Origin of the sequence: Enterococcus sp. LJL51, from assembly GCF_049894025.1 — a bacterium.
Lineage (GTDB): Bacteria > Bacillota > Bacilli > Lactobacillales > Enterococcaceae > Enterococcus_L.
In genome coordinates this window covers 84247-96985 of sequence record NZ_JBNEQE010000006.1, presented here as the reverse complement: position 1 = coordinate 96985, position 12739 = coordinate 84247, and the positions used below count along the sequence as shown (strand labels likewise).

Here is a 12739-nt window from a genome sequence, read left to right as displayed (position 1 = left end):
GTTGTTTTTTATTTTTTAGAACGCATTGCCCGAAAAGCCGCTCCGCCTACTTTTCCAACCATTCCAGCTTTAGAAGCATTTTTTCCGACAGAACCCATTTTTGTCACCAGATTTTTACTGGAATGATTCAAATCAGAAACACTGACACTCAAATCTGCAACTGCCTGGAACAAAGGATCAATAGTTGCTACCTTCTGGTTGACGTCATTTAGTAAATCATTACTTTTTACCAACAGCCCCTCTACCTGTTTTGATAAAATATCTACGTCATTTGTTACAACTGCAATGGTTTTATTCGCTTCATCCACTGTTTTTGTTACCTGATCCATTGTTTTAGCGATTTTCCATAAAACCACGCCAATAAATAACACTAGGACTGCAAAAGCCGAAGCCGCAATTAAGCCGGCAATCTCTCCACCTGTCATAAATTTTCTCCTTTCCAACATCCATTTTTATTAGCATAACACTTGCTATACATTTCTACAAATCTTTCACTGTTTCTTACTCTTTTTATTATACCAATTTATTAGCAATCCCACTATATAAAAATCTTAGAAAAATGTTCACTTCTCTTCTGATACGATGTTTCTTTTTCAGTGATAACTAATCAAATTTATCCCAACAAAAAAGCAGGCTTACGAAGAACGCCGTAAACCTGCAGAAAAATTATTTTTGATTTTTATTGTCTTTTACCTTTATTTCAGGACTATTTTCTTCTTTTATAAGCTTTTGTCCCAGTTCAATCAGATAAGCCCTCAAGTTGTCTTTGACTTCCGGATGATTCAGACCATACTCAATACTTGTCTTCATAAATCCAAACTTATCACCGACATCATACCGTGTTCCTGTAAAGGAACGCGCAAATACACGTTGTGTTTTATTCAAAGTATCAATGGCATCTGTTAATTGAATTTCGCCGCCTGCACCAGGCTCCTGATTTTCTAAAATATCAAAAATCTCTGGTGTAAGTAAATAGCGTCCAATAATTGCCAAATCACTAGGAGCATCCTCAGGGTTTGGTTTTTCTACAAAGTTTTTTACATTAAATAATCCTTTGCTAACCTCTGTTTCAGGATTAATAATTCCATACTTAGAAGTATCTTCATGAGGAACCTTCATCACCGCAAGCGTTGCTGCATGAGTCTCTTCATAATCATTCATCAGTTGTTTAGATAATGGTATCTTATCTTCCATGATATCATCACCCAGCATAACCACAAATGGTTCATTACCGACAAAAGCTTTCGCCTGAAGTACAGCATGACCTAGACCTTTGGGATGAGACTGACGTATAAAGTGCAAATTAACATCCGTAGTTTCTTCTACAAGTTTTAAGAGTTCCGTTTTGTTTTTTTCTTTTAAGTTTGTTTCCAGTTCAATATTCGAGTCGAAGTGATCTTCGATTGGACGCTTTGCTTTTCCGGTCACAATCAGAATATCCTCAATCCCGGAAGCCAGCGCTTCCTCTACAATAAATTGAATAGTCGGCTTATCAACAATTGGCAGCATCTCCTTAGCCATCGCTTTCGTTGCCGGCAAAAATCTAGTTCCAAGACCTGCCGCTGGAATAACCGCTTTTTTTACTTTCATTTGAAATTCTCCTTCCATTATAAAAACTCGTTTTCTGTTTTGCCATCGCGCAGCATAATATCTTTAGCTGCTTGCTTCACTTCTTTATCTTCATATAAAACCTGATAGATAGCTTCTGTAATCGGCATGTCAATATTCATTTGCTGTGCTAACTCATAAGCCGCTTTTGTTGTAGAAACACCCTCGACAATCATTCCCATATTCTCAAGGATTTCATCAAGACTATGTCCTTTACCCAGCAGATTGCCAGCACGCCAGTTGCGGGAATGAATACTTGTACAGGTGACAATCAGATCCCCAACACCACTTAATCCGATAAATGTCAGCGGATTCGCTCCCATTGCCACACCTAGTCTACTAATTTCAGCCAAGCCTCTCGTCATAATTGCTGCCTTGGCATTGTCGCCAAAGCCCAATCCATGAATTGCACCTGCTCCAAGAGCGATAATATTTTTTAAAGCAGCTCCCGTTTCAACACCAATGACATCTTCATTCGTATAAATTCTGAAATAGCTATTCATAAACAGCTTCTGCACATACTCTGCATGCTCAATCACTTCGCTGGCTGCAGTAATAGTTGTAATATCATGAACGGCTACTTCCTCAGCGTGACTCGGGCCTGAAAGAACTACAATCCCTTTTCGCTTATTGCTGGGAATCTCCTCCATCAGCACTTCAGAAATACGTTTATGACTTCCTTGCTCCAATCCTTTGCTGGCATGAATTATCAGCGGTTGATTTTGGGCAAGCTTTGTAAATTCTTTTGCTACTGCTCGAATAGCTTTTGTAGGAACTACAAATAGAACCGCATCAACATCAGCAATACATTCTTCCAAAGATTTTACACCTTTTATTGAATCGGGTATGACTAAATCCGGAAGGTAATGCTTATTGGTATGGAATTGGTTAATTTCCTCAATTTGCTTTTCATCATTTCCCCAGATTCTAACTTCATTTCCGTTTTCTGCTAACACTTGAGCCAAGGCTGTGCCCCATGATCCAGGGCCTAAAACAGCAATTTTTTGTTTCATTATATGCTTCTCCTCCTAAATAAACGATTGTTTATTTACTCTATCCTTTTTTTGTTTTCGTCTCTAATGATCCCCGTTCACGATTGTAAAAACTCAGCTTAGGGTTTCTTCTACGTATCGCCAGAATAACCAGAGCACCTAAAAACAGTACGACTGACAACAACTGGGAAACGCGAATGATTCCGAAAACATATAGACTATCGGTGCGCAGTCCCTCTATGAAAAAGCGCCCAAACGCATACCATGCAACATAAAGAAGGAAAATTTCTCCTTCTTTTAGAAAATCTTTTTTCCTGCGTAATAGAATTAATACAACAAAGCCCAGAAAATTCCAAATAGATTCATATAAAAAAGTCGGCTGACGATAAATACCGTCAATCTTCATGTTCTCAATAATGAAATTTGGCAAATGCAGCCCTTCTAGGAAGCTTTTAGTCGTATCTGGTCCATAAGCTTCATGATTCATGAAGTTTCCCCAGCGTCCGATTCCCTGCGCCAAAATAACACTTGGAGCAGCAATATCCAGAAATGTCCACGTTGAAATGAAATGATGACGGGTAAACAGTAAAAGTGCAATGCCGCCGCCAATCAATCCCCCATAGACAGCTAACCCGCCATTTCGGGTCATGAAGATATCCAATGGATTGTTTATATAATCCTGCCATTCAAACGCAACATAATATAATCTTGCACCAACGATGGCACTTGGCAATCCCCAAATCATGAAATCAACGACATCATCTGACTTCAATCCTACTCTAACAGCTTCCCGGCTACTCAACCAAACAGCTAGAATAATCCCCGAAACAATGATTACTGCATACCAGTAGACAGAAATTCCTAATATACGGAAAGCCACTGGACTAACTTGAGCCAACATGTGTATTCCCCCTATATTCCTGAATTTTCTTCGATAAGCTGTGTTAAGCGGTTTTCGAATTCTTTTGTAGCATCATAACCCATGCTCTTAGCACGGAAATTCATTGCTGCAACTTCGATAATAATCGCCACGTTTCTACCAGTTTTAACTGGAATACGAATCTGTGGAACATCTACATTGCCAATTTCCACTACTGCATCATCGCTGCCTAATCGATCGTACTGCTTATTCTTCGCCCAGGCCTCCAGATAAACGACTAACTGAACCTGCATAAAGCCTCGGACTGCACTAGCACCAAAAAGATTCATGACGTCAATAATTCCTATTCCGCGAATTTCAATTAAATGCTGTAAAATTTTTGGCGGCTCGCCTATTAATGTAAGTTCATCTTGCTGATGGACATCTACACGGTCATCAGCAATCAAACGGTGTCCCCGCTTAATCAGCTCCAGCGCTGTTTCACTCTTACCAATACCACTGTCTCCCTGAATAAGCACACCTAACCCATAGACATCAACCAGTACACCATGGACGCTCGTTCTAGTTGCCAGCTCATCATCAAGAAAGCTTGATAACTCACCCAGCAAACGGGAAGTAGAGATTGGCGAACGCAGTACTGCCATATCCTTTTCCTTAGCAGCTTGAATCATCTCCTTGGGAACCTCCAGTCCTCTGGAAATGATAAATCCTGGTGTATCCTCTCCACACATCCGACGCATAACCAGTAATCGTTCCTCAGGAATCATTCGCTCGGCAAAAGTAATTTCCTTGTTTCCAAACAACTGCAAGCGGTCATGAGAATAGTAACTAAAGTAACCCGTCAATTCCAGACCTGGACGGGAGATATCCCCCGTTGTTATTTCTTTATCTAAAGCCTTCTCTGATCCAAAAACAATTTCCAGAGAAAGTTCTTCGGCCAACTGGCGTATTTTTACAGTTTCTGACATATTTTATCTTTCATTCCTTTCCTCTCTCCGCTTTATTTTATCATTTCAACCACTAACTTTCTACTTATATTCATTTATCTCTGTAGGATTTAATCTTCTTGACTATTTTTCCCATCCTTGTATACTTAAACTGATTTTGAAAAGCAGAGAGTGATTGATATGAAGGAAAAGTTAAAGCAAAAAGCCCGTGCGCTGCCCTTATCTCCAGGAGTCTACCTGATGAAAGATCGTCACGGAGACATTGTTTATATTGGAAAAGCAAAAAAACTGAAAGAACGGGTCAGCAGTTATTTTATAAAAAATAGTCAGCATTCCAGCAAAGTGAAACGAATGATCCTACAGCTGGCTGATTTTGACGTCATTCATGTGGATACTGAGCTTGATGCACTTCTGCTCGAGTGCCGCTTAATTCAACAACACCGTCCCATGTATAATCGACAGATGAATGCTTTTGAACGCTACAGCTTCTTGACAATTTTAAATGAGAAACAAAAAATTCGTCTAGCTACAGCTCCATTTCCAACAGGCACTTATACTTTTGGTCCTTACACTAGCCACAGACAGCTCCCAGAAATTACAGCCATTCTGGAAAAGCTCTATCATTTAAACCCGAATGATTCCTGGCATCGTCTATTTGCTCAAACAACTGAATCAACCATAGATTCAGACCTTATTTTGACAGAATTACTAGCTGCTTTTACAGGTCATCCAGAAGCGTTGGAAAAACGGCTGGAACAGAAAATGATTGCTGCTTCCGAGAACCTTCATTTCATTCAAGCTGCACAATGGCGAGATGACTGGCAGCTTATTCATCGATTCTTTCATAGACACGCTCAACTACTGCTCTCTCCTATCAATCAGCAGGAATGGCATGCTTTATGGCTGCCTATTGAGAACGGTGGAAAATGCTATCTTATTTATCAGGGGCTAGTATTAGCCGAGCACTATTTTCCAAATATACCATTAGCTGATACAAAACAATTGCTTCATGCTGCAGAAAAACTGCTGCCTGAACAGCCGGAAACAATTCATACCTATTCAAAAAATCAAATTGATTTCATTTATATTCTTCATATGTACTTGCAGCGAAACACTGCTTACCAACTCATTCCTATAAAAAATAGCTAAACAGACTGACTGACACGCCAACTGCTTAGCTATTCTTCTTCTTTATTTAAATTGTGTTCACTAACAACCGCATTCACAAGCGACATAACTACAGCCATTAAAACCGCAGCCCCAAAACTGGAAAATCCAAAGTTCATCTCGCCAACAAAAAACGAAGTCATTTTCAAAATTGCTGCATTCACTACAAAACTAAAAAGTCCGAAGGTCAGCAGTGTAAAAGGGAGCGATAAAACCGTCAGTATTGGCTTAACCAGCATATTGAGAATGGACAGAACAAAAGCCGCGACGACAGCAATCCCGATACTTTTCACATGAATCATATCGGGAAAAATTACTGCCAGCGAGACAAATGTCAGTGTGTTAACGACCAGACGTTGAAAGTAGGTCATTAAAAGTCACTCCAGTCTTCATCATCAACTTTTTCAGCTGGTTTTCTTTGCTGACTGCTGTAAGGATTTTCATTTCTCACATTACGATTATAGTTGTCATAGCTATTGTTGCTTCTTCTGCTGCGTCCTGAAGGGATGATAATCGCTAAGACGATATACACCAGAATTCCAGGGAAAGCGGCTGAAAAGAAGCTTATGATTACAAATAACACACGTACAATAGTTGGATCAATTCCCAGCCATTCAGCAATTCCGGCTAAAGAACCTGTCAACACTACGTTATTAGGAGATTTTGTCAATCTTTTTCTCATTTTACTCTCACCTCTTGCTCTTGATAATTTTTATAGACCTCGGGGAGAAAGCCGCTCTCCCCTTTGGTCAGTAGTACTCGTCATTCTTCTACCATTTATTTGTCAGTATCTTTTAAATAAATGTTTCCTGTTGTTGTAGAAGCGTTGATTTGAGCCATTGTTCCTTCATTTACACGTCTGAATTGAAGCATTTGATTTGTGCGTTCCTTCTTCTCACGAACAACTTCGTAGTCCGACATCCGGCTGTTGATACTGCCTAAGCTTGTCTTCACAGTACCTTCTGCTCCAATTGTATCAGGTAAAGCAATCTTCACATTGCCGTTGACAGAGCTGGCTTCGATTTTTCTCAGCGTGTCGTCTTTGGCAGTGATGCGCACATCTCCATTGATTAAAGAGACTGCAACATTTTGAGGGGTAGCAGTAACAGTGACTGTACCATTAACTGTTTCGATAATATTGTCCAGGATTTCTCCTTTATAAATCTTAATATCACCATTCACACCTTCAACTTCCAGCATCGTTGCATCGATTGAATTAAATGTGATTGAACCATTTGTTGATTTTGTATAAACATCTTTCGCTTTTAATTCTTCCACGCTGATGTTGCCGTTTAGAAGCTTCACTGATACATGGTCATACGTACGTTCAGGTAAGTAGAATACCAAGTCAGCTCTTACACGTTTGTTAGGGATTTGGAAAGAAATAACTTCTTCATCCACATCAATCTGACTTCTTTCAAGGAATGCCTCTAATGGTGTATCAGCATCCATTTTACCGTAAAGTTTAATTTTCCCTTCAACTTTAAGGTCTTCTTTGTCCCAAGTTTTAAATACGATATTTCCGTTCGCTACCTTCACATCAATCAGACTAGCGTCCACTGAAGGATAATTGAATTCATGGTCAAATTTCGTTGTAGCCACACCTGGTACACGGAAATTAACATCCTTCCATTCAACATTGTCATTGATTGTATCTGTAAATGTGTTGAATGTTTTCTTCAAGAATGAGCCTAGCTGAGAACCCGCTTCACTCATCTTTTCGCCTACTTGGTTCAATGTATCTGTTGCCTGATCTTTCCAGTCATCTGGAATATCAAATTTAGAAGCTACGCGGTCTTTTGTTTCTGTCCATTGCTCTTTACGAATATTTTTCAACTCTGCTTCTAAAGCAACCTTCTCTTGATTTTGATCAGACAAATTATCTTCTAATGCCTTCAACTCAGTTTCCAAAGCTTCTCTGCGGGCTAAGTCTTCTTCTGACAACTCGCCTAGCTCTTCTTTGGTATTCAACTCCATTAGAGATTCCTGAGCTTCTTTGATTTCTTCTTTCAGTCCTGCGATTTCCGCATTGACTTCATCAAGTTCAACAGATGCGTGATTGGCTTTAGTTGCCAGCTCATCCAAGATTTTTTCTAGATTCTTACGATCTGCTTCTGAACTTTCTTTCGCCTTTTCTTCAAAGGACTCAACCGCATCCTCAATTTCCTTGTCAGCAGATTCTGCTTTGTTTTCTAAGTCGTTTACTAAATCAGCGACCGAATCGCTTTCCTTTGAATCAACAGTTGTCGTTGTTACATCTACTTCATCGGCAGCCTTTTTGATTTGTTTTTCATCTTTTTCAGTTGCCAGATTTTCTAATAGGACCAAGGCTTCCTCGGATGACAGGATTCCTTTTTTAACTAAATCCAATACTCTTTCTCTTTCTTTCATGGAAATTGCCTCCTTAGCAAATTTTTCACCCTAAGGTGTCTTCCTTACATGTCTTATTATGCCTTCTTTTTCATTCTTTGTCATAGGACTTAAGGATGAATTTTCGCTCCATCTCAAGGACAGCACGATAAATATCAGAAATGTTCTTCTTTTTTTCAGTTTAATTATAGAGATTCTTCACAGATTCATCAACTTTTTTCTCTTTAGTCAAAGATAAATCTCAGAAGTTTTCTTATCTCTAAAATACGAATCCCTATACATCAAAAAGAAGATGCTAATCATCTCCGCTGCGTTTCTGCAACAGCAGTCTATTCCGTCTGTATTTACTTTATCAGTAAAGTTACTTCTATATTATATTGCTTAAAAAAGAAAAGGTTGGGACATAGTTAAACGCCCAAACCTTTCTTTCACTAAAATTTGTATAATCAGCAGGATAGTATTTTCGTAAATACGGAAACTATGTCCATTAGCCTTTGTAAAGCCTCCGAAAAGAATCGATTAACAAACAACTATGATGCTTTTGTATTTCTTTGTCATACTTTAATTATTCATCATGATTCGTATTCAGCTCTGTGATTTTTCCAGTAGCCAGATAAACAATCCATTCACAAATATTTGTAACATAATCGCCGATTCGTTCTAAATAAGTTGCTACATGAAGGTAATCTGTACCGCTGATAACCGTTTCAGGATCAGCCTTCATACTGTTGATCGAGTTTTTATAGATACTATTGAAGTATTCGTTCACTCGATCATCCATCTTAGCAATCATTCGCGCATCCTTTTGATCAGTCTTTACATAGGCAACAAGGACATTGTCTACCATTTTCTTCACATAATCAGACATATCGGAAATCTCTTTTTCAATCTCCGGAATTCTTGTTTCACCTTTCAAACGAATCGCTGATTTTGCAATAGATACCGCGTGGTCTGCCATTCTTTCCAAATCTGAGCTGGCCTTCATTACCGTAATAATCATCCGCAAATCAGTGGTTACCGGTTGCTGCAAGGCAATCATTTCAAAGCTTTTCTTCTCAAGCTTTACTTCCATTTCGTTGATTTCAGCATCATAATCAATCACTCCTTGAGCAATTTGCTTATCATGATCAATATAGGCACGAACCGATTTATGGACAGCATTGCTTACCATCATACCCATTTCGTAAAACTGATTATGCAGATTAAGCAGTTCTTCTTCAAACTGACTACGCAACATGTGCATTCCTCCTAAAAATTGTATTATCCGAACTTCCCTGAAATATAATCCTCTGTCTCTTGTCTTTTCGGATTTAAAAAGATTTTCTTTGTATCGTTAAACTCAATCAGCTCTCCTTGTAGAAAGAACGCTGTTTTATCTGAGATACGGGATGCTTGAGACATATTATGAGTCACCATAATCATTGTATATTTTTCTTTCAGTGTGAGCAACATGTTTTCTATTTTTCCGCTTGAAATTGGATCCAGCGCGCTCGTTGGTTCATCCAGCAAAATAATTTCCGGATTAACTGCCAACACGCGGGCAATACAAACCCGCTGCTGCTGACCGCCGGAAAGAGATAACGCACTCTTGTGGAGTTTATCCTTTACATCCTCCCAGACAGAAGCTGCTTTCAAACTGCTTTCTACTACTTCGTCCAATATCTGCTTATCTTTCTCACCTTTCAAGCGTAAGCCGTAAATCACATTTTCATACACGGAAAAAGGAAACGGATTGGGCTGCTGAAAAACCATGCCGATTTCTTTACGCAGTTCCACTGTATCGGTTTTCGGTCCGTAGATATCTTTGCCTTTATACATCACACTACCGGTGATTGTTACTCCAGGTATCAGATCATTCATCCGATTAAGAGAACGAAGATACGTAGATTTACCACAACCTGAAGGTCCAATCATAGCCGTAATTTCTCCTTGATTGATTGAGAGATCAATTCCCTTTAACGCTTCTTTTTTTCCATAATATAGATGCAGATCCTTTGAAGAAATAATTTCTTGTGTCATCGTTTTCCTCCTAACCAAAATGCCCGGAAACATAGTCTTCCGTTGCTTGTATTTTTGGTCTTGTAAAGATTTTCCGTGTTTCATCGTACTCAATAACTTTACCCAAATAGAAGAAAGCGGTCTGGTCACTGATACGAGCAGCCTGCTGCATATTATGGGTTACAATGATAATTGTGTAGTCATCTTTCAAGCTCACTAATGTTTCCTCTACAGTCCCAGTTGAGATTGGGTCCAAAGCACTGGCAGGCTCATCCAGCAATAAAATATCAGGCTTCATAGCAATTGCTCTAGCAATACACAGACGCTGCTGCTGACCTCCCGATAAAGCTAAAGCACTTTTAGAAAGATTATCCTTTACCTGATCCCATAACGCCGCCTGCTTCAAACTTGTTTCTACAAGCTCATCCAATTTATGCTTATCTTTTTCCCCATGCTGTTTCAATGCAAAGGTGATATTCTCATAAATAGACTTACTAAAAGGATTTGGCCGTTGAAAAACCATGCCAATTCGCTTACGCATTTCGTAAACATCAACAGCTTTACTATTCACGTCAACGCCTTTATACATAATCTTACCGGTAATCTTTGTATTGGCAATTCCATCGTTCATTCGATTCAGAGATCGTAGATAGGTGGATTTCCCGCATCCTGACGGTCCAATCAGTGCGGTAATTTTGCTTTTTTCAAATTGAAGATCTACGCCTTTAATTGCTTCGTTATCTCCATACCATACATGAAGGTCCTCTGTATGCAGTGCAACAGGCGTTTTCTCTGGATCCATCTGCATAATATTTGTATCGTTCCAATTATATTCTTTCATTTGTCTACTCCTAACATTAGGCTGATGTCAATCGCTTGTGTAGTTTATTCCCTATAAAACGAGCACCGAAGTTAAATAATAGAACTACGATAATCAAGACTGCCGATGCCCCAGCAGAAACCGCAGGTCCATCCGGCATCGTTCCTTCAGTATTTACTTTCCAGATGTGAACAGCCAGAGTTTCTGCTTGTCTGAAAATACTGATAGGACTGGAGACGCTTAGCGGATTCCAGTTACTGAAATCCAACGCTGGAGCACTTTGTCCAGCTGTGTAAATCAGTGCTGCCGCTTCGCCAAAAATTCGACCTGAGCTTAGAATAACTCCTGTCAAAATACCCGGCATTGCTTCTGGAATAATTACTTTTTTAACTGTTTCCCATCGGGAAAGACCTAAGGCAAGTCCGGCTTCCCTCTGTGTATAATGAACAGCTTTTAAAGATTCCTCTACATTTCTAGTCAACAATGGAAGATTAAAGAACGTCAATGCCAATGCTCCAGAGATAATAGAAAAGCCATAGCCAATCTGCACAACAAAAATCAGAAAGCCGAACAGACCGACAACTACGGAGGGCAGTGAGCTTAAGATTTCGATGGAGGTACGAATAACATCAGTCAGCCAGTTTTTTCTAGCATATTCAGATAGATAAATTCCTGCTCCCAAAGAAATCGGCAAACTAATAATCATTGTGATTAACAGCAGGTAAATAGAGTTAAACAGCTGAATACCAATTCCTCCGCCAGCTTGATAAGCTTTTGACGGCTTAGTCAGGAAATTCCAAGAAATGTGAGGGATTCCCCGTACCAGAATATAAAGGAGCAGCGCGGCCAGAATAAAGACGATGACTCCTGAAACAGTGTATAAAACAGCAGTAGCTGTCTTATCGGCTTTTTTGGCATTCATTATTTCAACACTCCTTTTCTACCTATAATCCGAATCACAATATTGAACAATAAAGACATCAATAGCAGAATCAAGGCAAGCGACCAAAGAACGTTATTTTCTACGGTTCCCATGATTGTATTGCCGATTCCCATTGTTAGTATACTTGTTAAAGTTGAAGCCGGTGTTGTCAGGCCGTTTGGCATTACAGCTGCATTTCCGATAACCATCTGAATCGCTAAGGCTTCACCAAACGCTCTTGCCATTCCAAAGACGACCGCTGTCAATATACCCGGAACCGCTGCCCGCAACACAACTTTATAGATTGTCTGCCAGCGGGTTGCTCCTAGAGCCAGTGAAGCTTCTCTGTAGTGTCTTGGAACAGCTTTCAGTGCATCGACAGTCATTGTCGTCACCGTTGGTAAAATCATGACAAACAGCACGAAGGTTCCTGCCAAAATACCAAACCCAGTCCCACCAAAAATTGAACGAACAAAAGGAACAATCACTGTTAAACCAATAAATCCATAAACAACTGATGGAATTCCCACCAACAGCTCAATTACCGGCTGTAGGATTTTTGACCCTTTTTTTGGGGAGATTTCTGTCATAAAAACAGCGGCACCGATTGCAAACGGTGTTGCCACAATTGCTGACAGAAATGTAACAACGAACGATCCGGTAATCATTGGCAAGGCTCCTACCATCGGTTTACCGTTCGAACCAACCTCACTTGGATTCCAGTTTGTTCCAAAAAGAAAATCAAATATATTTATTTTATCAGTAAAGAATGTAGCCAATCCTTTACTTGCCACAAAGTAAAAAATGGAAAGGACAACCAATACGATGAGCGCAATACAAAAGAAGCTAAGTAGCTTTCCCCGCTGCTCCATTTTTGCCCGTTTTGATTTTGTCAGTAACTGCTTTTGCACATCTTCCAAAAATAACTCCTCCTTGAGCAATACATAAGATATTTTCAAGTGTACGCTTTGAATTTCAATTTGCGTTTAATAACATGTAAATCTTGTGTTAAGTTTGTAAATTTTGTGTAAAGGT

The 12739-nt window shown here is 39.5% G+C and carries 14 protein-coding genes; 1 reads left to right on the top strand and 13 read right to left on the bottom strand.

Going from position 1 to position 12739, the window contains the following annotated elements; translation table 11 throughout:
• Window positions 1–8: 8 nt before the first annotated feature.
• The 5 genes from ACPWSO_RS08065 to hprK form a co-directional block, all read right to left on the bottom strand.
• A complete protein-coding gene (locus ACPWSO_RS08065) occupies window positions 9–425 on the bottom strand; it encodes a DUF948 domain-containing protein (RefSeq protein WP_426082396.1) in 417 nt (138 codons plus the stop codon).
• Between the two features lie 241 nt (window positions 426–666).
• Window positions 667–1590 carry a UTP--glucose-1-phosphate uridylyltransferase GalU gene (gene galU / locus ACPWSO_RS08060; protein WP_426082395.1) on the bottom strand — a complete coding sequence of 308 codons (924 nt, stop codon included), beginning with the start codon at window positions 1588–1590 and terminating at the stop codon, window positions 667–669.
• A gap of 17 nt (window positions 1591–1607) precedes the next feature.
• Complete coding sequence (locus tag ACPWSO_RS08055) at window positions 1608–2621, bottom strand: NAD(P)H-dependent glycerol-3-phosphate dehydrogenase (protein WP_426082394.1); 1014 nt, start codon at window positions 2619–2621, stop codon at window positions 1608–1610.
• 40 nt (window positions 2622–2661) lie between these two features.
• The gene (gene lgt / locus ACPWSO_RS08050) at window positions 2662–3501 is read right to left on the bottom strand and encodes a prolipoprotein diacylglyceryl transferase (RefSeq protein WP_426082393.1); all 840 of its coding nucleotides are present in this window, start codon (window positions 3499–3501) and stop codon (window positions 2662–2664) included.
• Between the two features lie 11 nt (window positions 3502–3512).
• Entirely contained in the window at window positions 3513–4448 is a 936-nt protein-coding gene (hprK, locus tag ACPWSO_RS08045) for an HPr(Ser) kinase/phosphatase (RefSeq protein ID WP_426082392.1), read from the bottom strand.
• A gap of 159 nt (window positions 4449–4607) precedes the next feature.
• Here hprK and ACPWSO_RS08040 point away from each other — a divergent pair, with 159 nt between their 5' ends.
• The gene (locus ACPWSO_RS08040) at window positions 4608–5576 is read left to right on the top strand and encodes a GIY-YIG nuclease family protein (RefSeq protein ID WP_426082391.1); all 969 of its coding nucleotides are present in this window, start codon (window positions 4608–4610) and stop codon (window positions 5574–5576) included.
• Window positions 5577–5605: 29 nt separating this feature from the next.
• Here the strand turns inward: ACPWSO_RS08040 and ACPWSO_RS08035 are convergent, their stop codons facing one another.
• The 8 genes from ACPWSO_RS08035 to pstC form a co-directional block, all read right to left on the bottom strand.
• On the bottom strand, window positions 5606–5965 hold the full coding sequence (locus ACPWSO_RS08035) for a phage holin family protein (RefSeq protein ID WP_426082390.1): 360 nt from the start codon (window positions 5963–5965) through the stop codon (window positions 5606–5608).
• Window positions 5965–6276 (bottom strand): PspC domain-containing protein, encoded by a 312-nt coding sequence (locus ACPWSO_RS08030; protein WP_426082389.1) that lies wholly within the window; start codon window positions 6274–6276, stop codon window positions 5965–5967. The genes ACPWSO_RS08035 and ACPWSO_RS08030 overlap by 1 nt, the downstream gene beginning before the upstream one ends.
• A gap of 95 nt (window positions 6277–6371) precedes the next feature.
• The gene (gene liaX, locus ACPWSO_RS08025; protein ID WP_426082388.1) at window positions 6372–7985 is read right to left on the bottom strand and encodes a daptomycin-sensing surface protein LiaX; all 1614 of its coding nucleotides are present in this window, start codon (window positions 7983–7985) and stop codon (window positions 6372–6374) included.
• A 544-nt stretch (window positions 7986–8529) separates the two neighbouring features.
• Window positions 8530–9201 carry a phosphate signaling complex protein PhoU gene (gene phoU / locus ACPWSO_RS08020; protein ID WP_426082387.1) on the bottom strand — a complete coding sequence of 224 codons (672 nt, stop codon included), beginning with the start codon at window positions 9199–9201 and terminating at the stop codon, window positions 8530–8532.
• A 23-nt stretch (window positions 9202–9224) separates the two neighbouring features.
• The gene (gene pstB, locus ACPWSO_RS08015; RefSeq protein ID WP_426082386.1) at window positions 9225–9983 is read right to left on the bottom strand and encodes a phosphate ABC transporter ATP-binding protein PstB; all 759 of its coding nucleotides are present in this window, start codon (window positions 9981–9983) and stop codon (window positions 9225–9227) included.
• 10 nt (window positions 9984–9993) lie between these two features.
• On the bottom strand, window positions 9994–10803 hold the full coding sequence (gene pstB / locus ACPWSO_RS08010; RefSeq protein WP_426082385.1) for a phosphate ABC transporter ATP-binding protein PstB: 810 nt from the start codon (window positions 10801–10803) through the stop codon (window positions 9994–9996).
• Window positions 10804–10819: 16 nt separating this feature from the next.
• A complete protein-coding gene (gene pstA / locus ACPWSO_RS08005; protein ID WP_426082383.1) occupies window positions 10820–11704 on the bottom strand; it encodes a phosphate ABC transporter permease PstA in 885 nt (294 codons plus the stop codon).
• Window positions 11704–12624: a phosphate ABC transporter permease subunit PstC gene (pstC, locus tag ACPWSO_RS08000; protein ID WP_426082381.1), complete on the bottom strand. Its 921-nt coding sequence runs from the start codon at window positions 12622–12624 to the stop codon at window positions 11704–11706. The genes pstA and pstC overlap by 1 nt, the downstream gene beginning before the upstream one ends.
• Window positions 12625–12739 lie beyond the last annotated feature (115 nt).

Bases quoted from the DNA above. Each gene is read 5' to 3' on its own strand.
- ACPWSO_RS08065 (WP_426082396.1), bottom strand. From the start codon at position 425: ATGACAGGTGGAGAGATTGCCGGCTTAATTGCGGCTTCGGCTTTTGCA.
- galU (WP_426082395.1), bottom strand. From the start codon at position 1,590: ATGAAAGTAAAAAAAGCGGTTATTCCAGCGGCAGGTCTTGGAACTAGA.
- ACPWSO_RS08055 (WP_426082394.1), bottom strand. From the start codon at position 2,621: ATGAAACAAAAAATTGCTGTTTTAGGCCCTGGATCATGGGGCACAGCC.
- lgt (WP_426082393.1), bottom strand. From the start codon at position 3,501: ATGTTGGCTCAAGTTAGTCCAGTGGCTTTCCGTATATTAGGAATTTCT.
- hprK (WP_426082392.1), bottom strand. From the start codon at position 4,448: ATGTCAGAAACTGTAAAAATACGCCAGTTGGCCGAAGAACTTTCTCTG.
- ACPWSO_RS08040 (WP_426082391.1), top strand. From the start codon at position 4,608: ATGAAGGAAAAGTTAAAGCAAAAAGCCCGTGCGCTGCCCTTATCTCCA.
- ACPWSO_RS08035 (WP_426082390.1), bottom strand. From the start codon at position 5,965: ATGACCTACTTTCAACGTCTGGTCGTTAACACACTGACATTTGTCTCG.
- ACPWSO_RS08030 (WP_426082389.1), bottom strand. From the start codon at position 6,276: ATGAGAAAAAGATTGACAAAATCTCCTAATAACGTAGTGTTGACAGGT.
- liaX (WP_426082388.1), bottom strand. From the start codon at position 7,985: ATGAAAGAAAGAGAAAGAGTATTGGATTTAGTTAAAAAAGGAATCCTG.
- phoU (WP_426082387.1), bottom strand. From the start codon at position 9,201: ATGTTGCGTAGTCAGTTTGAAGAAGAACTGCTTAATCTGCATAATCAG.
- pstB (WP_426082386.1), bottom strand. From the start codon at position 9,983: ATGACACAAGAAATTATTTCTTCAAAGGATCTGCATCTATATTATGGA.
- pstB (WP_426082385.1), bottom strand. From the start codon at position 10,803: ATGAAAGAATATAATTGGAACGATACAAATATTATGCAGATGGATCCA.
- pstA (WP_426082383.1), bottom strand. From the start codon at position 11,704: ATGAATGCCAAAAAAGCCGATAAGACAGCTACTGCTGTTTTATACACT.